Here is a 17473-nt window from a genome sequence, read left to right on the forward strand (position 1 = left end):
CTGCGGTCGGGGCGGTACGGCCCGGTGCGGTTCACCAGTCGACCGGAATCCCGGCCGGGCTCCGGGTGGTGCTGCCGAGCTGCCACGCGAGCTCCGCGACCGGGGTGGTGAGGCGCAGGCCGGGCAGGGCGGCGGCCAGGCGCCGGAGGGATTCGCGCATTTCGAGGCGGACGCGCCAGGCGCCGATGCAGTAGTGCGGACCGGCGCTGAAGGCGAGGGTGGGCGCGGCGAGGGGGAGGTCGAGGTCGGCGTCGAGGCCCTCGGGGTAGATGTCCGGGTCGCGGTTGGCGCTGCCGAGGCTGATGGCGACGACGGCGTCGGCCGGGATGGTGGCACCGCCGAGATCGATCGGGGCGGTGGCGCGGCGGATGGTGGCCTCGTCGTCGCCGAGCGGGATGAAGTGCAGCAGGCGTTCGGCGGTCCGCTCGGCGGTGTCCGGGTCGGCGAGCCGGGGCCAGTGCTCGGCGCGTTCGCCGAGGAGGTAGACGAGGGCGTTGCCGAGGGCGCCGGCGACGCTCTCGTTGCCGCTGGCGGTGAGGCCGGCGACGAGGTGGACGAGGGACTCCTCGGGGATGCCGCCGTCGTGGTCGGCGGCCTGGACGAGGCGGCTGACCAGGTCGTCGCCGGGCTCGCGGCGGCGGCGTTCGATCAGCTCGATGGTGAACGCGCCGTACTCGGCGAGGGCTTCGATGTGGTCGGCGGCGTCGTCGTCCGCGTCCGCAGCGTCGTCCGCGCTCGTGTCGCCGTTCGCGTCCCCGTCCCCGTCCGCGGAACCGTCGCCGGGGGCGCCGCCCTGGGCGAGAAGCGCGAGGGTCCAGCGGTGCAGCCGTTCCTCGTCCAGGCTGTCCGGACCGTCGCCGTCGAGCCCCATCAGCCGGGTGGTGACGGCGAACGGCACCGGCCGGGTGAACGCGGCGACGAGGTCGGCCGGCGGTCCTGCCGCGACCAGCGCGTCCACCGACTGCTGGACGGCGGCCGCGACCCAGGGCTGCCAGCCGGCGATGGCGCGCGGGGTGAAGGCCCGCTGGACGGTGGCGCGCAGGCGGCGGTGGGCGGGGCCGTCCTGGTTGAACAGGGACGCCGGATTGGCGGCGACATCGGCGGTGGCGCCCGCGGTCCCCACGTCGTGCAGGTCGGCCCGGGTGATCCGGGGGTCACCGAGGACCTGCCGGACGTCGTGGTAGCGGGTGACCAGCCAGGCGGGGGTGCCGTCGGGGAGGGTGGTCGGGTGGGGCGGCCGGACGGGGGAGACGGGGAGCCGGTGGAGCGGAGGGAGAGCGGTCCTGGTGGCGGCGGCGGAGTCCATGGGTCCCTTCGGGGTCGGCGGGCGGCGGGTGGGCGGGCCGGCTGGTCGACGGGAGAAGGGAGTGGGGAGTAGGAGGATGGAGAATCCAACTGTCATATTTTCATAGGGAATTGGAGGCTTATGGCGCTTCTCCCGTTGTGCCCGATGGTATGCCCCCGAACGGCACGCCGGGCAGGAACGGCCGCAGCGCGCCCAGGACGGCGCCGATGCAGGCGTCGCGCAGCTCGTCGCGGGTGCAGCTCTCCTCGGTCAGCCAGTCGAGGACCAGCACCCGGACGAACACCAGCCAGCTGCGCAGGATCTGCGATACGGTCCGCCGCGCCGTCTCGTCCGCGAGCGGGAGGACGCCGAGCAGTCGGCCGCGCAGGGCGTCGAGCTCCTCGGTGATGATCGTCTGGATCACCTGGTCCCCGGCCAGGACGCGGTTGGCGGCGAGCACGGCGTGCCGGTTGGCGACGAAGTAGTCCAGGTGGGCGTCCATGCCCTCGACCAGCTGCTCGATCAGGGTGTCGGCGGGATCGAACCGGGACTTGGCGAGCAGCTCGTCGGCCGCCTGCCGGTAGACCTCGGCGAACAGGTCGTGCTTGCTCGGGAAGTGACGGTAGAGCAGCGCACGCGAGACCCCGGCCTGCTCGGCGACCTCCTCCATCAGCACCTCCTCGTACGGGCGGGCGGCGAAGAGCCGGGCGCCGACGGAGAGCAGCTGGGCGCGCCGCTCGGCGGGGGAGAGCCGACGGCGTCGTTCGTGGACTGGCATGCGCGCCAGGTTACTTGACACGTGTCCACTTGTGGTCGAGCTTAGTAGACGCGTGTCAACTAGGGCGTGCGTCGTGAGGACGCATGCCGCTGAGGGCGTGCGCCGAGCGGGCGCTCTCCGACGGGAACCGACGACGGGTGGACGGGTCATGGCCAAGACACTGCGGGTGCTCGTGTGGGCGATGGGGGTCGCCGATGTGGCGATCGGGTTCTTCCACATCCTGGTGGGGAACGCCGCGGTGCCCGGGGCCGCGGACGCCGGCCCCACGATCGACAGCTTCGGCCGCTTCATGGGCGCGATCTTCGTGGGGTACGGCGCCGCCTGGATCTGGGCCGCCCGGCAGGCGCCGGTGCCGGCCCGGGTGGTGCGGTGGCTGGCGGCGGTGTTCCTGCTGGGCGGCCTCGGGCGGGTGCTGTCCATCGCGGTGGACGGGTGGCCGCACGGCTTCCAGGTGGTGCCGATGGGGATCGAACTCGGGCTCGCTCCGGTCTACTTCTGGCTCGCCGACGCGGACGAGCGGGCGTGGGCCGAGGCGTCGCCGCGGCTCTCCACCCCGGCTCAGGCCACCGGGGCGTAGCCCCCGGGGCGCCCGGCGTCGCCCGAGCCGGCGTCGCCCGAGCCGGCGTCGTCCGGGTCGCCGGCACCCGGGTCGCCGGTGGCGCCGGTCAGCGCGACGTAGCCGTCCGGCCGGACGAGGACGACGGCGCCGCCGCGCAGCCCGTACGCCCGGGCCAGGTGGCCGTCGGGGTCGAGGACGGCGGCCCGGCGCAGCTCGACGGAGCGCAGGTCGAGCAGGTCGAGCAGGCCGGGCAGGTCGGCCGGACCGGGCGGGCCGGCCGGATCGGTGGGCCCGCCGATGGTCAGCAGGGTGAAGTGCGGGCCGCGGAAGAGGTCGAACAGCCGGGTCGGCCTGCCGTCGGCGGTGGTGCAGGGCGCGTCGGGTGCGCGGTCGCCGGCCCGGATGCCGGTGGCGTCGTCGAGGTTCCGGCCGAGCGGCCCGCTCCGGTAGCCGACGGAGAGTCCGGTGAAGTCGGAGCCGGCGGCGGCCGGGTTGACGAACTGGTCGGTCAGTGCGCGGGCGCCGTCCGCGCTGAACAGCGCCTTGTGCTGGGCGGAGGTGGCGGCGAGGACGGCGCGGGCGACGGGCAGGCGCTCGTCCTGGTAGCTGTCGAGCAGTGCGTCGGGAGCGCCGCGCAGGACGGCGGCCAGCTTCCAGCTCAGGTTGTGCGCGTCCTGGATGCCGGTGTTCATGCCCTGGCCGCCCGCCGCGGAGTGGCAGTGCGCGGCGTCGCCGGCGAGCAGCACCCGGCCGTCGCGGTAGCGCTCGACCATGCGGACCGTCGGCCGCCAGACGCTGGACCAGCTCGGTTCGTGCAGCGTGACCCCGGGCAGTGCGGCGCGTTCGGCGAACAGCCGGCGGAAGGTCTCCGCGGTCGGGTCGGGGATCGCGCCGTGCTCGTCCGGCGCGACGGAGGCGTGCACCGCCCAGTTGGCGTCGGCCCTCATCGGGATCATGGCCAGGGCGCCGACGCCGAGCCAGGGGTCGTTCCAGATGTGCATGGCGTCGGTGTCCAGGCCGTCGACCACCATCGAGGCCATGAGGAATCGTTCCTCCTCCCAGGTCTCGCCGAGGAAGGGGATCCCGGTCAGCTTCCGGACGGAGCTGCGGCCGCCGTCGCAGCCGACCAGGAAGCGGGCACCCAGCCGTTCGGTCCGGCCGGAGCGCCGGACGGTGGCCAGCACGCCGTCCGCGTCCTGGGTGAAGCCGACCAGTTCGGTGTCCGTCTCGACGGTGACGCCGAGTTCGGCGAGCCGTCCGCGCAGCACGTCCTCGGTGTGGTGCTGGCCGAGCAGCAGCATGCCGGCGTACGGGCGGTCGGGGGTGGGGCGGTTTCCGGGTGCCGGGTCCACCTCGCCGACGAGCTGACTCCCTTCGTACGTACGGACCTTGAGGTCGAGCGTGCCGCGGTCGAGGATCGCGTCCACGACGCCGAGGTCGTCGAACACCTCCAGTGTGCGCGGGTTGATCCCCTTGCCGCGGACGCCGCGGTCGCGGAACTGCGGCTCCCGCTCGATGACGCGGCAGTCCACCCCGGCGCGGGCCAGGCCGAGGGCGAGCGCGAGGCCCACCGGGCCGGCGCCGACCACCAGGACCTCGGCCCGGCCGGTGTCGCCGGCGGGTCGTGCGGCGTGCGGGGTGGTGCGTGCGGTGTGCGGGGTGGTGCGTGTGGCGTTGTGCGTGACAGCAGGCGTGACGTTGCGCATGACGGACCCCCTGGATACCCATCCAACCGGCCATAAGATACGGCGCGTTTCTTGTCTCTGACTGTAGACTCGGATCGATAAGAAACGCAACGTATCTACGAGAGTGGGTGCGACGGACGCAGGAGGCGCGGGGCCCGGTGGTGAGCGAGAGAGCGGGATCGGGATCGGCAACCGGGCCGGCCGGCGCGTCACGGCGGCGCGGGAGCGAGTTGGAACGGGCGATCCTGGACGCCGTCTGGGCCGAACTCGCCGACCACGGCTACGACCGGCTCACCATGGAGGGCGTCGCCGCCCGGGCGCGGACCAGCAAACCGGTGCTCTACCGCCGCTGGCCGAACCGGGCCGCCCTGGTCATCGCCGCCCTCGGCCGCAACGCCCCCGACTACCAGGAGCCGCCGGACACCGGCGAGTTGCGCGCTGACCTCGCACTCTTCATGGCCAGTCTGCTGCACCGCTTCGACGACCTGCCGACCGACGCCGTCCACGGCTTCCTGGTCGACCTGCTGCGCGATCCCGAACTGCGGGCCGGCTTCACCGGCGGGCTCACCGCCGAGGGGCCGGTCGGCAGCCTGGGCGCGATGATGCGCCGCGCGGCCGACCGGGGCGAGATCAACCCCGACCGGATCACCCCGCGCGTCGTCTCGCTCCCGCTCGACCTGCTGCGCGACGCCTTCCTGACGGGCGGCGCCGTACCGTCCGACGACGTGGTGGCGGAGGTCCTGGACGAGATCGTGCTGCCGTTGCTGCGGGCACCGTCCGGGAGCTGACGGTCGGCCCGTCTGCCGGGCGTCTCGTGGGCAGGGCGTCCCGTCGGCCGGGCGTCCTGCCGGTTCCGCTGCGCCGGCCTCAGGAGTCGGTCTTGATCTTCTTCATGGTGAGGTGGGACTCGACCCGCAGGATGCCGGGCAGGCCGGTGAGCTTGGCGGTGAGGAAGGCGCTGTAGGCGGCGTGGTCGGCGACGGCGACGCGCAGGAAGTAGTCGGGGCGGCCGAACATCCGGCGGAACTCGACGACTTCCTCGTAGGAGGCCAGCGTCTCCTCCAGGGCCTCGATGGTCTTGAGGTCGTTGGCGTAGACCTCGACGTCGACCATGACCTCCAGGCCCTGGCCGAGCGCCTCCGGGTTGATCACGGCGCGGTAGCCGGCGATGACCCCGGCGTCCTCCAGGCGCTTCAGCCGACGCAGGCACGGGGGTGGTGTCAGACCGACCCGCTTGGCCAGTTCGACATTGGTCAGCCGCCCGTCCTGGCGCAGGTGGAACAAGATTTCGCGATCGATGGCATCGAGGATGAATTCGTTGCTCACGTGGCCATCGTAGAGGAATTATTTGAAACCATATGTGCCGATAATTCTTCTAAGATTTCGGTATGTCCAGGCCTCCGGTCGCACTGCGCGACCTCCTCCCTCCTGCCTTCGCGGCCCCGCCGCCCCCACGGCGAACCGAGGCGCGGGCCGCACTCAAGGACTCCGCCTCCGTCGGGCTGGGCCTGCTGCCGCTCGGCCTCGCCCTCGGCGTGGTCATCACCCACGCCGGCCTGCCCTGGTGGTCCTCGACGCTGTTCGCCGCCGTCGTCTACGCCGGCTCGTTCGAGTTCCTGCTGGTGGGCCTGACCGTGGCGGTCGCGCCCCTGGCGACGATCGCCCTGACCGCCTTCCTGGTCAACGCGCGGCACGTGTTCTACGCCCTTTCCTTCCCGCTGCACCGGGTGCGCGGGCGCGCAGGCAAGGCATACAGCACCTTCGCGCTGACCGACGAGGCGTACGCCATGACCACCGGCGGGCAGGCCCGGTCGTGGTCCGGCAGGCGGATCCTGTCGCTGCAGCTGGTCTTCCAGCTGTACTGGGTCGTCGGTGCCACCGCCGGTGCCCTGCTCGGCTCGCTGATCCCCGAGCGCGTCACCGGTATGGACTTCGCGATGACCGCCCTGTTCGCCGTCCTGGCCCTGGAGGCCGTCGCCGAACGCCGCGACGACCTGCCCACCCCGCTGCTCGCGCTGCTCAGCGTGCTGGTCGCGCGGCTCACCTTTCCCGGCGAACTGCTGCCGGTGGCCTTCACGCTCTTCACCGCCGCGCTGCTGGTCCGTCGCGCCTGCGCCGGGCGGAGGCCGTCCGGTGCCTGACGCCCGCTACCTGCTGCTCGCCGTCGCCGTCTCGGCCGCCGTCACCTGGGGCCTGCGCGCCCTGCCGTTCACCGCGCTGGCCCCGCTGCGCGCCAGCCGGACCGTCCGCTACCTCAGCACCCGGATGCCGGCCGGGGTCATGGTGATCCTGCTGGTCTACTGCCTGCGCGACCTCCCCTTGGCCCAGGCGCGGGCCGCCGCGCCCCTGGTGGCGCTCGCCGTCACCGTCGGGCTGCACCTGTGGCGCCGCAACGTCCTGCTGAGCATCGTCGGCGGCACGGCGGTGAACGTCCTCCTGGCCAGCGCGGTCTTCGGGCCCTGACCGCGGCGCTCCCCCGGGAGCCGACTCTGCCGACCCGTCAGGGCCCGGCCTATGCTCGGGGTCGATCGAACAGGCGACAGGCAACAGGCGTCCGCGAGGAGGGCCCGAAGCATGAGCGGCACCGTGGTGGCGGTCAGCAGCAACGCCGAGTACTCGTTCACCAAGCCCAACCGGGCGGGCATCACGCTGCTCGCCGGGCTCGGCGTGGAGGGCGACGTGCACGCCGGGGTGACGGTCAAGCACCGCTCGCGCGTCGCCCGGGACCCGACCCTGCCCAACCTGCGCCAGGTCCACCTGATCCACCGCGAACTCCTCACCGAACTCGCCGAATCCGGCTTCGACGTGGCACCGGGCGCGCTCGGCGAGAACATCACCACCGAGGGCGTGGACCTGCTCGGCCTGCCGGTCGGCGCGGTGCTGCGGATCGGTGCGGAGGCCGAGGTCGAGATCACCGGCCTGCGCAACCCGTGCGCGCAGATCGACGGCTACCGGCCGGGCCTGCTGAAGCAGGTCGTCGGCCGCGCCGAGGACGGCACGACCGTCCGCCGCGCCGGGATCATGGGCATCGTCCGCACCGGCGGCGCGATCCGGCCCGGCGACGCGATCGCGGTCGAACTGCCGGGCGGGCCGCACCGGGCGCTCGACCGGGTCTGAGGCCGGTGCCGGGCCATCGGCGGGCCCTCGGGGTCCGGGCCGAGGGTCAGCGCGGCTGCTCCCCGTCGACTCGACGCAGGTCGTAGAGATACGACTTCCCGGCCTTCCAGCTGCGCCAGGCGCAGAGCGGCGGGAACGGCTCCGCGGCCGTCCCGCCCGGCAGCGGTGCGGAGTTGGGCACCCCGGCGGCGTCGACGGTGCACCAGCCGCGCTCGGGTAGCCAGCGGCACCAGACGTCCAGGTCGGTCCGCTTGAAGGACGGGCGGCCGTGGAAGGTGCCGTCCTGGTCGAAGTGGTAGACCAGGCCGTCCAGTCGGCGGACGAACTCGATCGAAGCCATGCCGGATCCCCCAACTCGTCTGCCCCGCAAGCCCGACAGGCTTCGAAGATACCCCCGCCCCGTACCGGTCCCCGTACCGGATCAGGACCGGACGAGGCGGGCGATGGCCTGGTTGGCCTCGCGGACCTTGACGCCCGCCTCCTGGCCGCCCTCGGCGATGGCGTCGCGGACGCAGCACTCGATGTGCTCGTCCAGGAGTTGGAGGGCGAAGGACTGGAGTGCGCGGCTGGCCGCGGAGACCTGGGTGAGGACGTCGATGCAGTAGGTGTCCTGCTCGACCATGCGCTGCAGGCCGCGGATCTGTCCCTCGATGCGGCGGAGCCGCTTGAGGAAGTCGTCCTTGTGGGAGCTGTAGCTGGCCATGGCCGTCTCCGGTTCCTGTGCGGTGAGGAGGCTGCTCACTCTACCGGCGCGCTCCGGCGTTGGAGTCGGCCCGGACGGGTGGTGGCGCCCGCCCGTCCGGGCCTCCGGGGGTCAGCCGTCGAGGCGGCCGACCAGGTCGTAGCCGGCCTCGTCGACGGCGGCTGCCACGTCGGCGTCGGCCAGCGGGAGGGTGCTGCCGACGGTGACCCTGCCGGAGGCGAGATCCACGGCGACGTCGGTGACGCCCTCGATCTTCTTCACCTCGGCGGTGACCGAGGTGACGCAGTGGCCGCAGGTCATGCCCCTGACCTGGAAGGTCGAGATCAAGCCCGCGCCGGCGGGGGCCGCGTCGGCGCCGGTGCTGCACGAGCCGCAGCAGGAGGCGTCGGCGGTGGTCGACTCGACGGTGAGGGTGGTCTCGCTGGTCTCGCTCATGGGTGTGCTCCTGTCGTCAGTGCCCGCCACCTTCCGGAGTGGCCCGGTCGGCCGGCTGCTTCCTTCATGCGAAAGGTACCATACCCCCCTAGGGTATCCAAGAGATCGGGCGAGTCCCCTCAGGGCGGCCGCCTCCACACGCCCGGGAAGCGTCAACGCCGCACTGTGGCGCCCCTGTTGCGGGTGGTCGGGCAGGGTGGGAGGGCGCCGTCCCGACCCCGCCCACCACCCGAGGTGAACCCATGGACCAGACCACCCGACGCGGCCCGCGCGGCCTGCGCGAGATCCTCGCCGCCGGCGAACGGACGTACTCCTTCGAGTTCTTCCCCGCCAAGGACGAATCCGGGGAGCGCGCCCTGTGGGCCGCGATCCGGCGGGTGGAGGCGACCGCGCCGACCTTCGTCTCGGTCACCTACGGTGCCGGCGGCTCCTCGCGCGACCGCACCATCGAGACCACCGAGCGGATCGCCGCGCAGACCACGCTGCGCCCGGTCGCCCACCTGACCGCCGTCGGCCACTCCACCGCCGAACTGCAGGCCGTCCTGCGGCGCTACGCGGACGCCGGGATCCGTGACGTGCTCGCCCTGCGCGGCGACCCGCCCGGCAACCCCAACGGCGTCTGGGAGCAGCACCCGCAGGGCCTGCGGCACGCCGTCGACCTGGTCCGGCTGGTCAAGCAGTGCGGCGCGTTCACCGTCGGCGTGGCGGCCTTCCCCGAGCGCCACCCGCGCTCCGCCGACTGGGACGACGACATCCGGCACTTCGTCGCCAAGTGCCGGGCGGGCGCCGACTACGCCGTCACCCAGATGTTCTTCGAGGCCGAGCACTACCTGCGGCTGCGGGACCGGCTGGCCGCGGCGGGCTGCGGGACCCCGGTCATCCCGGAGATCATGCCCGCCACCGACGTGCGCCAGATCAGCCGCTTCGCCGAGCTCAGCGGGGCGTCCTTCCCGGCCGGCCTGGCGCTGCGGCTGGAGGCGGCCCGCGGTGACCGGGCGGCCGCGCACCGCATCGGCGTCGACCACGCCACCCGGATGGCCGAGCGCCTACTGAGCGAGGGCGCGCCCGGCCTGCACTACATCACCCTGAACCGCTCCACCGCCGCGCTGGAGATCCACCGCAACCTCGGACTCGACCGGCCGGCGGGGGAGGGGGCGCCGGCTTCGGAGGCCCGGCCGCTGATCGGCAGTCCTGCCTGACGGGAGAGCGCCACTGCCACCGCCGGGAACCGGAATGCCCGGGCGGAGGCCCGGCCGGAGCCGGGCCTCCGATCAGTGCACGGTGACCTGGATGCTCTTGGAGATGTCGCACCTTTCCAAGTCGTATGTGGGTACGCCGGCGTGGCAACCCCCCTCGCCGAACAACCACGTCAGTGTGGTGGTTCCGGGCGCCAGGGCGGTGAAGGTCAGGTCGAACTCGGAGCCGCAGCCCGCTTTGGGCTCGTCCGTGGGGCAGGGGGTGATGACGAAGTCCTTGCCGGGGCGCAACACGCTGCTGTCGCCCGCCGAGGAGAGGTACCACCACAGTGGCCGGGCACCCCCGGTCGTCCTGACACCGAGCTGCTGTCCGACCGTCAGGGTCACCGCGCTGGGCGGGTACGGGGTCCGGCCGTCCCCCGCGTCGTCGGGGAGGGAAACCTCCACCTGCGGCCGGGTGGCGGTGACGGCCGAGGGGCCGGCCGGGTCGGAGTCGGCCCACCAGCCGTCGAGGTAGGAGAAGAGCAGCAGGGCGACGGCCGCGAGTGCCACCACGCTGGTGATGGTTCGGCGCATCAGGTGTTTCCTTCCCGGACGTGGCGACGCATGGCGATCAGGAGTGCGACCTCGGCCAGCCAGCGGGCGAACAGGACCTCGCGGCCGAGGTCCGCCCCGCCGGCCGCGGCGGCGCGCAGCCAGCCGCGGACCAGCTCGCCCGGCTCCCGGCCGATCACCGGCTCGGGCAGGTCGAGCGCGGCGGCGAAGCCGCCGGCACGCACGTACTGGGCCAGGACGCCCAGGGGGTCGGGACCGATGCGCAGGGCCTCGGCCTGGTAGGAGGCGGCGATGGCCGCCTCGCCGAACAGCACCCGGCGCGGGACCCCGTCGATCAGCAGGCCGCGCGTGAGGGCGGACTCGACGTCGTAGCCGGTCATCAGTTCGGTGTCGGGGAGGAAATCGGTCATTTCGGAAGCTCCACGCCGAAGGGCCGGTTGATCTTCGCCTTGTCGGTGAGGCCGCCGGTGTCGATGTGGTTGTGGATGAACTGGTCCTCGGTCACCCACACCGACTGGCCCCATGGGTTGTAGACCTGCAGCCGGTCGCCGTCCCGGGCCACGATCACCATCTGGTGGCGACCGGCGTCCTTGCCGGCCGCCGCGCTGGCCTCGTCGAAGGCACAGAACGGCACCGGCTTGCCCTCGTCCAGCGCCTTCTCGATCCGGGTGACGGCCGCGCGCCGGTCGTCGTCGGTGTCCAGGTTGACGTACTCGTAGGTCGAGCCCGTGGCCTTCCCGAGGTTCTGGTTGGCGAGGAAGGTGCTGCCCTTCGGGCCGATCCCGCCGTCCGCCTCCGGGTAGATCTTCTGGTTGCCGTCGACCAACTGGCCCTGCTGGTACTGGCCGATGAAGAGTTGCTGGAGACGCTGCTTGAAGTACTCGGGCGAGTCGGCGCCCGGTACGTCGGCCATGTTTCCGGTGGTGAGCTGCAGCATCGTCACCGGATCTAGCTTGAGGCTCGCGACCACCGTGGAGGCGGCGACGCAGTCGCCGACCTTGCCCTGGCTGTAGACGTCGTAGCCGTCGCCGAGGATCTGGGCACCCTTGTAGTTCAGCTTGATCGTGTGGGTGGTGGACTCCTCCTGCAGGGGGTCCGTGGCGAGCGCCGGAACCAGGTGCTCGGACAGCCAGCGCGGGTCGTCGCCGTGGGGGTGGATCAGTGCGGCGAACTGCTGGACGTCGGCCACCGGGTGGCCGGCCGCCAGGGCCTTCCAGAGGTAGGCGGCCTCCTCCGGTGACTTGGCGCCGGACAGGAGCTTCTGGAAGGCGAGCTGGTCGGTGCCGGGCATCACGGACATGAACTGCTTGGCGCGGTCGAGCTGGCCGTCCGTCAGGATGTAGTCGCCGTCCGCGCCGCCGCCGGGGCCCTTCTCGTTCGCCAGAACCAGCGCCGCGAGGGGATCGATCGGCCCCTGTCCGGCGCGCTCGGTGCGGGCCCTGGCGGCGAGCTGGTTGAGCATGCTCGCGGCGTGGGTGCCGCTGCTCTCCGCCCGCTGGGCGGCCGAGATCCTGGTTCCCACGGCCGCGTTGGCGGGTTCGATGGCGGCGACGGCCGTGCCCATGTCGAAGGCGTCGTGGGCGAGGGACTTCTGCACGTTCTCCAGGGCGGTCACGCCCTGCGCGTCGGTGCTCTGGGCCCCTTCCAGATTGTCCGCCCAGGCGTTCAGCTCGGTGGCGGCCTGCTCCAAAGACTTCTGGGAGACGCTCAGCTCGTTCGCCAGCGCCCGGATGGACTGGGTGGCGTTCTCGGCGACCGAGCCGGTCCAGGCGTTCGGCAGCCGGTTGTCGGCGACCTCCCCGAGATCGGTGGACGCCTTGGCGTAGGCCTTGGCGGTCTCCGCGTACGCCTTGGCCCGCTCTCGTATTGCCCCCGGGTTCCCGGCCGGCCGGGGCACGGCCAGGGCCTTGCCGATCGCGCCGAGCAGTTCGGGGCCGATGAAGAAGCCGCCGCCGGGGTGGGTGATGGCCTGCTGCGCCTTCTGCAGGTCCGCGACCTTGCTCATCGGGACTGCGCCGGGGTCAGCGATGCGGCGAGCTTCGACTCCGCGGCGCGGTAGTTGGCGTTGGTGGCCGACATCTTCTGGACCAGTTGCGCCACGGCGCGCTGGGTGACGTGCAGTTCCTGGCTCCAGTTGGTGTCGAAGCCCGCCCACGCCTGGTCCACGCCGAACTCGCCGAAGTCGGCGGACTGGACGGGCGTCTGCGCGGTGTAGGACTGGTTGGCCGTGGCCAGGTCGGTCGCGACGTTGTTGAGTGCCGTCGTCACGTGCTCCAGCGCGTCGGGCTGGACGGTGTACCCCACCGAGTCGGGCATCGGCTGCTCTCCCCCAAGAAGCTCCATGGCTCGCCGTGATCGGACGAGCACGGTCGACGAGCATAGACGCTGCGGGAGGGGGGTCGGTTGCGGGGCCGGTCCGCCCGGCCGGGCGGCGCCGACGGGTGTCGGCGCGCCGCCCTTCTGGATACCCGGTACGGGTATATGGTGACCGGCGCCCGGGGCCTGCCCCGGCGCCGCGGGCCCGGACAGGCCCCGGCGGACTCCCACAGCACGGTGCCCGGCCCGGGCGCCAACCCGGGAAGGCGGACCACCATGCACGCGATCCTGCACGCGCTGTCCATCGCCGGATCGATGACCTGGGAGATCACCTGGGCCCTGATCCTCGGCTTCCTGCTCTCCGCCGTCGTCCAGGCCGTCGTCCACAAGGCCACTGTGGTCCGGCTGTTGGGCGACGACCGCCCCCGCACCCTCGCCGTCGCCGCCGGCCTCGGTGCCGCCTCCTCGTCCTGCTCCTACGCCGCCGTCGCCCTGGCCCGCTCACTGTTCCGCAAGGGCGCGGACTTCACCGCGGCGATGGCGTTCGAGATCGCCTCGACCAACCTGGTCATCGAGCTCGGCATCATCCTGGCCCTGCTGCTCGGCTGGCAGTTCACCGCGGCCGAGTTCGTCGGCGGGCCGGTGATGATCCTGGTGCTCGCGGTGCTGTTCCGGCGGCTGCTGACCGACCGACTGCTGCACGAGGCCCGTGAGCAGGCCGAGCACGGCCGGACGGGCTCGATGGAGGGTCACGCGGCGATGGACATGTCGGTGGCCGGGGAGGGCTCCTTCGCCCGCCGGCTGCTCTCGGGGAAGGGATTCACCTCGGTCTCGCACGTCTTCGTGATGGAGTGGGCGGCGATCCTGCGGGACCTCGTCCTGGGCCTGCTCATCGCCGGCGCCATCGCCGCCTGGGTGCCCGACTCCTTCTGGCAGTCCTTCTTCTTCGTCGACCACCCGCTCGTGAGCAAGCTCTGGGGCCCATTGGTCGGCCCACTGGTGGCGATCGCGTCGTTCGTCTGCTCGATCGGCAACGTGCCGCTGGCGGTGGTGCTGTGGAAGGGCGGGATCAGCTTCGGCGGAGTGGTCGCGTTCATCTTCGCGGACCTGCTGATCCTGCCGATCCTCAACATCTACCGGAAGTACTACGGACGGCGGATGGTCCTGTTCCTGCTCGGCACCTTCTACGTGGCGATGGTCCTCGCCGGCTACTTCGTCGAACTCGTCTTCGGTGCGCTCGGCCTGATCCCGGACAACCGCGACGTGGAGATCCCGATGTCAGGCGTCCAGTGGAACTACACGACCTGGCTCAACATCGTCTTCCTGCTGCTCGCGGCGGCCCTGCTGGTCCGCTTCTTCCGCACCGGCGGCCGGGCGATGCTCCGCATGATGGGCGGCGCCCCCGACACCCCGGCCCACGATCACCACTGAGCGCCGGGTTGCGCGAGAAGTCGGCCTGGCTGACTTCTCGCGCAAGCACGTTTAGACGTTGGGGAGTTCGCCGGTCTTGATGGCGGTGAGGAAGGCCGTCCAGGCGTCGGCGGGGAAGGCGAGCGCCGGGCCGTTGGGGTCCTTGGAATCTCGTACGGCCATTCCGCCGACGGTGATGTGCCCTGTTTCTACGCACTCAGTCGCCTGAGCGCTGTAGCTGCTCTTGTACCAGCCCCGAGCTGAGATCTCCGGCATGGTCACACTCTCACCCTCTTGTCTGATCTGGCACTCACGTCTCTGCCGCGATGGCGGTGATCATATCGAGCGACTGGGTTGGGTTCAGGGCTGACGACCGCAGGTAGTCGAAGACGAGCCCGTAGCCGTTCAGCTCCGCCTCTTTCTCCAGGTAGTGACTGCTGGTCAGCGTTTCCAGAGCCACCGCGCCTGAAGTGGGCGAGTCCGTGAACCCGAGCATCACGAACCCGCCGCACGCTCCGGCAACGGCCCCCACCTCCAGTGGCACGACCTGCATTGTGAGATTGGGGAGCTGCGATGCCTCGGCGAGGTAGTGCAACTGTGCTCGGTGTACGTCAGCCCCACCGACAGGGCATCGGAGGGCGGGTTCCCAGATGATTGCCCAGAAGCGTGCCGGCTCCGGCTTGGTCAAGACTGCCTTGCGTTCCATTCGCACCTTGACCAACTGATCGATGCGCTCCGGCCGAACAGCGGCGGGGTTCGCTTCCAGCAAAGCCTGGGCGTAGTCCTTGGTCTGCAAGAGGCCTGGGATGACCAGAGGTTGCCACGTTCGGATGTACCGGGCGTCGCCCTCCAGGTCAAGGTAGTCGGCGTAGGCGGGCGGAATCGTGTCGCCGTAGTCGTGCCACCAGCCGCGCTTCTTGCTTTCCCGAGCGAGTGTTTCGAGGGCGTCCCTGTCCCGGGGCTCGGTCACTCCATAGACGTCCAGCAGGATGCCGAGGTCCAAACGCCGGATCCCGACAACGCCGGTCTCTATGCGGCTGATCTTCGCGCGCGAGCACTTCAGAGCACCTGCGGCGTCGTCTGTGCTCTTGCTCGCTGACTCCCGAAGCCGGCGAAGCTCTGAGCCAAGACGGCGGCCGCGCACGGTCGGCCTTGATTCGTCAGTCACGGCGCTCCTTCCTTGTGGCCTGTCCAGTCTGCCTTGTGACGTGGCGTCGGATCCAGGCTAGCCAATCTGCACTGATGCAGAACTGCATGTTGCGATGAGCACTGATGCGGTGCATGCTACTTGGCGTAGTGCAATGCGACACACAGCGTGATCATCGGCGGCTCATTGCTCGGGCATCCCTTTGCCCTCCGCCGCCTTCGGATCGCGAACGTTCCCATCACCCCCGGAGGAGGCCCCGCCATGCCCGGAACGTTGGAGAAGCCGCCCACCCCCACCAATCCGTACTCGTGGTGGCTGCCCAGGCACCACAAGTCCGCCGGGTTCGCCCGGCGGTTGCTCCGTACCTTCCTCGCCGGCCAGCCCGACGGTGAACGGTTCGTCGACACGGGCGAGTTGGTGCTCGGGGAGCTCGTCACCAACGCGGTCCTGCACGCCAAGACCCCGCCGGGGCGGCTCATCTTCATCCGGTTCGAGCTGGACGCCGACTCGCTTCGCATCGAGGTGCACGACGCCGACACCAACCAGCCGTCCGTGCCGCACCCCGCCACCGAGCAGGACGAGAGCGGGCGCGGGCTCTGGCTCGTTTCCCAGCTGGCGTCCGGCTGGGGCTGCGGCCCCCGCGCCGGTGGCATCGGCAAGATGGTGTGGGCGTTGATCGACGGGGGCTCGCAGTGAGCGTCGAACTCCCCTTCCCCGTCAGCGTCGAGATCAAGGGCGTCGCGAAGGTCGCCACCTTCGCCAAGCTCCCCGATGCCCTCGACGCCGTCCGCGCCAGCCTCGCCCGGCTCCCGCTGGACGAGGACCAGGCCGGCTACCTCGCCGACTACTTCTCCCCGGCCTCCGCCGAGCGGATCGCCCACCAGCTGGTCCACGTCGGAGTGGTCGGCGTGATCGCCTTCCTCGGGATCCAAGCCCACCCCATCTACCTGCGACCGGCGTCGGACCCCGAGTGATCCGGCGACTCACCTGGGTCCGCATCGAGATGTGGTGGTGTCTCAGCGCCCAGTTCTCCCGCCCGGTCCGCGCCGTCAGCCCCCGCCGCCAGGCCGCCCATGCCGAGATGCAGCTCTGGGCGGCCACCCCGGGCAACGCCGAAGCCCTTCTCCGCACGGTGCTCCGGCAAGCCACCCGAGGGTGAGCAGCGGTGCCGGGTGATCCCTCCCGGATCGCCCGGCACCTTCCGTCTGGAAGCGCGTTCAGTGCTGGTGGTCGGCGGTGGGCTCGCCAGGGGCGGCGGTGCTGGCGCCGGCCGTCAGGGTGAAGGCCGCCGTGCGGACGGTGCCCTGGTGCTTGAAGTCCAGGAAGAGGCGGTAGCTGCCGGTGCTCGGGGCGGTGGTGGTGAAGCCGATCTCCGGGCCCGGCGCGGTGGTGTCCGGGTGGACGTGCAGGTAGGCGAGGTCGCCGGCGCGGAGGGCGACCAGGTGGCCGTACGCCCCGAGGTAGGGCTGGAGGTCGGTGACCGGCCGGCCGTCCTTGCTGACGCTCAGGGTGAGCCGGCCGCTGCGCCCGGGGGCGAGGTCGCCGCCGAGGGTGACGGTGTAGCCGTCGACGGTGACGGTCCGTCCGGTCTGCGGGAGCGGGGCCGGGCGCAGGTCGCCGGCGGCGTGCAGGTCGGCGCCGAGGGTGAGACCCTCGGCGGCGCCGGCCGGGGTGAAGTCGGCGAACACCCGGTACTCCCCGGCTGCGGGGACGGCGGTCGGGGCGCTCCAGGTGCCGTCGGGGGCGAGGGTCGGGTGCAGGTGCTGGAAGGTGGAGAGGTCTCGCGGGGCGACGATCAGGTGCAGGTCCTTCTCGTGCTGCTGCCGGTAGGCGGTGACCGGCCGGCCGTCGGCGCCGAGGATGCGGAACCGCAGGTCGGTGGGGGAGCCGGCGGTGACGAAGGGGTTCTCGACGCTGAGCGTGTAGCCGCGTTCGGAGATCTGCAGCCCGCCGGGCGGGTGCTCGCCGGCGGCACCGCTGCCCGCCTCCTCGGCGTGTCCGGGGTGTCCGGGCTGTCCGGCGTTCCCGACGTTCTCGGGGTTCCCGGTGTCGTGTCCGCCGTGCCGGGCCGTGGCGGGCTGGGGGGAGGTTCCGCCGCCGGTGGCGTTGCCGACGCCGAGGGCGAGGCCGAACGCGGCGGCGAGGCCGGCGGTGAAGGCGGTGATGCGCAGCGCGGTGTTCATGGCGGGGTTCCTTAAGAATGTTGGGCGGTCCGGGAGGACCGGGTGTGGCTGATGGCGTGGTTGCCCTTGATGGCTCCAGGAGAATGGCCGCCCGGTCCTCCGGG

Annotated in this window: 24 protein-coding genes; 10 read left to right on the plus strand and 14 right to left on the minus strand. The window is 71.8% G+C overall.

The genetic code is table 11. From position 1 onward, the window contains the following. Positions 1–31 precede the first annotated feature (31 nt). A complete protein-coding gene (locus tag ACZ7KX_RS40095; protein ID WP_470330873.1) occupies positions 32–1306 on the minus strand; it encodes a cytochrome P450 in 1275 nt (424 codons plus the stop codon). 118 nt (positions 1307–1424) lie between these two features. After that, positions 1425–2063 carry a TetR/AcrR family transcriptional regulator gene (locus tag ACZ7KX_RS40100; RefSeq protein ID WP_470330874.1) on the minus strand — a complete coding sequence of 213 codons (639 nt, stop codon included), beginning with the start codon at positions 2061–2063 and terminating at the stop codon, positions 1425–1427. Between the two features lie 148 nt (positions 2064–2211). Between ACZ7KX_RS40100 and ACZ7KX_RS40105 the strand changes: the two genes are divergently transcribed. Beyond that, positions 2212–2640 (plus strand): DUF4345 domain-containing protein, encoded by a 429-nt coding sequence (locus tag ACZ7KX_RS40105; RefSeq protein ID WP_470330875.1) that lies wholly within the window; start codon positions 2212–2214, stop codon positions 2638–2640. On the opposite strand, the gene ACZ7KX_RS40110 is transcribed toward ACZ7KX_RS40105, so the two are convergent. Then, positions 2622–4328, minus strand: a complete 1707-nt coding sequence (locus tag ACZ7KX_RS40110; RefSeq protein ID WP_470330876.1) for an FAD-dependent monooxygenase — start codon at positions 4326–4328, stop codon at positions 2622–2624. The two genes, ACZ7KX_RS40105 and ACZ7KX_RS40110, sit on opposite strands and share 19 nt — an antisense overlap. Positions 4329–4537: 209 nt before the next feature. Between ACZ7KX_RS40110 and ACZ7KX_RS40115 the strand changes: the two genes are divergently transcribed. Beyond that, on the plus strand, positions 4538–5095 hold the full coding sequence (locus ACZ7KX_RS40115) for a TetR/AcrR family transcriptional regulator (RefSeq protein ID WP_470330877.1): 558 nt from the start codon (positions 4538–4540) through the stop codon (positions 5093–5095). A gap of 79 nt (positions 5096–5174) precedes the next feature. Here the strand turns inward: ACZ7KX_RS40115 and ACZ7KX_RS40120 are convergent, their stop codons facing one another. Beyond that, positions 5175–5633 carry an Lrp/AsnC family transcriptional regulator gene (locus tag ACZ7KX_RS40120; RefSeq protein WP_350632643.1) on the minus strand — a complete coding sequence of 153 codons (459 nt, stop codon included), beginning with the start codon at positions 5631–5633 and terminating at the stop codon, positions 5175–5177. A 62-nt stretch (positions 5634–5695) separates the two neighbouring features. Here ACZ7KX_RS40120 and ACZ7KX_RS40125 point away from each other — a divergent pair, with 62 nt between their 5' ends. From ACZ7KX_RS40125 to ACZ7KX_RS40135, 3 genes are all read left to right on the plus strand, one after another. Then, complete coding sequence (locus tag ACZ7KX_RS40125; protein ID WP_470330878.1) at positions 5696–6448, plus strand: AzlC family ABC transporter permease; 753 nt, start codon at positions 5696–5698, stop codon at positions 6446–6448. Beyond that, positions 6441–6770: a branched-chain amino acid transporter permease gene (locus ACZ7KX_RS40130; RefSeq protein ID WP_470330879.1), complete on the plus strand. Its 330-nt coding sequence runs from the start codon at positions 6441–6443 to the stop codon at positions 6768–6770. Before ACZ7KX_RS40125 ends, ACZ7KX_RS40130 begins: the two co-directional genes overlap by 8 nt. A 111-nt stretch (positions 6771–6881) precedes the next feature. After that, positions 6882–7424 (plus strand): MOSC domain-containing protein, encoded by a 543-nt coding sequence (locus tag ACZ7KX_RS40135; RefSeq protein ID WP_470330880.1) that lies wholly within the window; start codon positions 6882–6884, stop codon positions 7422–7424. A 46-nt stretch (positions 7425–7470) separates the two neighbouring features. Here ACZ7KX_RS40135 and ACZ7KX_RS40140 read toward each other — a convergent pair whose 3' ends face one another. From ACZ7KX_RS40140 to ACZ7KX_RS40150, 3 genes are all read right to left on the minus strand, one after another. Next, positions 7471–7764, minus strand: coding sequence for a hypothetical protein (locus ACZ7KX_RS40140; RefSeq protein ID WP_470330881.1), 294 nt, complete (start codon positions 7762–7764; stop codon positions 7471–7473). An 81-nt stretch (positions 7765–7845) separates the two neighbouring features. After that, positions 7846–8127: a metal-sensitive transcriptional regulator gene (locus ACZ7KX_RS40145; RefSeq protein ID WP_470330882.1), complete on the minus strand. Its 282-nt coding sequence runs from the start codon at positions 8125–8127 to the stop codon at positions 7846–7848. A gap of 111 nt (positions 8128–8238) precedes the next feature. After that, on the minus strand, positions 8239–8562 hold the full coding sequence (locus ACZ7KX_RS40150; protein ID WP_470330883.1) for a heavy-metal-associated domain-containing protein: 324 nt from the start codon (positions 8560–8562) through the stop codon (positions 8239–8241). A gap of 242 nt (positions 8563–8804) precedes the next feature. On the opposite strand from ACZ7KX_RS40150, the gene metF reads away from it, so the two are divergent. Then, complete coding sequence (gene metF / locus ACZ7KX_RS40155) at positions 8805–9761, plus strand: methylenetetrahydrofolate reductase [NAD(P)H] (protein WP_470330884.1); 957 nt, start codon at positions 8805–8807, stop codon at positions 9759–9761. Between the two features lie 72 nt (positions 9762–9833). Here the strand turns inward: metF and ACZ7KX_RS40160 are convergent, their stop codons facing one another. From ACZ7KX_RS40160 to ACZ7KX_RS40175, 4 genes are read right to left on the minus strand one after another with little or no spacing between them, the layout of a single operon-like run. After that, positions 9834–10334, minus strand: a complete 501-nt coding sequence (locus ACZ7KX_RS40160; RefSeq protein WP_470330885.1) for a hypothetical protein — start codon at positions 10332–10334, stop codon at positions 9834–9836. After that, positions 10334–10723 (minus strand): hypothetical protein, encoded by a 390-nt coding sequence (locus ACZ7KX_RS40165; protein WP_350521155.1) that lies wholly within the window; start codon positions 10721–10723, stop codon positions 10334–10336. Before ACZ7KX_RS40165 ends, ACZ7KX_RS40160 begins: the two co-directional genes overlap by 1 nt. Then, positions 10720–12318 carry a hypothetical protein gene (locus ACZ7KX_RS40170; RefSeq protein ID WP_470330886.1) on the minus strand — a complete coding sequence of 533 codons (1599 nt, stop codon included), beginning with the start codon at positions 12316–12318 and terminating at the stop codon, positions 10720–10722. The genes ACZ7KX_RS40165 and ACZ7KX_RS40170 overlap by 4 nt, the downstream gene beginning before the upstream one ends. Then, positions 12315–12629: a hypothetical protein gene (locus ACZ7KX_RS40175; RefSeq protein ID WP_470330887.1), complete on the minus strand. Its 315-nt coding sequence runs from the start codon at positions 12627–12629 to the stop codon at positions 12315–12317. The genes ACZ7KX_RS40170 and ACZ7KX_RS40175 overlap by 4 nt, the downstream gene beginning before the upstream one ends. A 276-nt stretch (positions 12630–12905) precedes the next feature. Here ACZ7KX_RS40175 and ACZ7KX_RS40180 point away from each other — a divergent pair, with 276 nt between their 5' ends. Beyond that, positions 12906–14060 carry a permease gene (locus tag ACZ7KX_RS40180; protein ID WP_470330888.1) on the plus strand — a complete coding sequence of 385 codons (1155 nt, stop codon included), beginning with the start codon at positions 12906–12908 and terminating at the stop codon, positions 14058–14060. A 51-nt stretch (positions 14061–14111) separates the two neighbouring features. Here ACZ7KX_RS40180 and ACZ7KX_RS40185 read toward each other — a convergent pair whose 3' ends face one another. Together ACZ7KX_RS40185 and ACZ7KX_RS40190 are read right to left on the minus strand one after the other, a co-directional pair. Continuing rightward, a complete protein-coding gene (locus ACZ7KX_RS40185; protein ID WP_470330889.1) occupies positions 14112–14315 on the minus strand; it encodes a DUF397 domain-containing protein in 204 nt (67 codons plus the stop codon). Positions 14316–14349: 34 nt separating this feature from the next. After that, the gene (locus ACZ7KX_RS40190) at positions 14350–15207 is read right to left on the minus strand and encodes a helix-turn-helix domain-containing protein (RefSeq protein ID WP_470330890.1); all 858 of its coding nucleotides are present in this window, start codon (positions 15205–15207) and stop codon (positions 14350–14352) included. A 240-nt stretch (positions 15208–15447) separates the two neighbouring features. Between ACZ7KX_RS40190 and ACZ7KX_RS40195 the strand changes: the two genes are divergently transcribed. Genes ACZ7KX_RS40195 through ACZ7KX_RS40205 form a run of 3 tightly spaced genes read left to right on the plus strand, consistent with a single transcriptional unit; the run spans position 15448 to position 16345 of the window. Continuing rightward, a complete protein-coding gene (locus ACZ7KX_RS40195; RefSeq protein WP_470330891.1) occupies positions 15448–15882 on the plus strand; it encodes an ATP-binding protein in 435 nt (144 codons plus the stop codon). Further along, the gene (locus ACZ7KX_RS40200; protein WP_470330892.1) at positions 15879–16160 is read left to right on the plus strand and encodes a hypothetical protein; all 282 of its coding nucleotides are present in this window, start codon (positions 15879–15881) and stop codon (positions 16158–16160) included. Before ACZ7KX_RS40195 ends, ACZ7KX_RS40200 begins: the two co-directional genes overlap by 4 nt. Beyond that, complete coding sequence (locus ACZ7KX_RS40205; RefSeq protein WP_470330893.1) at positions 16157–16345, plus strand: hypothetical protein; 189 nt, start codon at positions 16157–16159, stop codon at positions 16343–16345. Before ACZ7KX_RS40200 ends, ACZ7KX_RS40205 begins: the two co-directional genes overlap by 4 nt. Positions 16346–16403: 58 nt before the next feature. On the opposite strand, the gene ACZ7KX_RS40210 is transcribed toward ACZ7KX_RS40205, so the two are convergent. Beyond that, complete coding sequence (locus ACZ7KX_RS40210; RefSeq protein WP_470330894.1) at positions 16404–17369, minus strand: hypothetical protein; 966 nt, start codon at positions 17367–17369, stop codon at positions 16404–16406. Positions 17370–17473 lie beyond the last annotated feature (104 nt).

The sequence above is a fragment of the Kitasatospora sp. NPDC038210 genome, assembly GCF_055600605.1.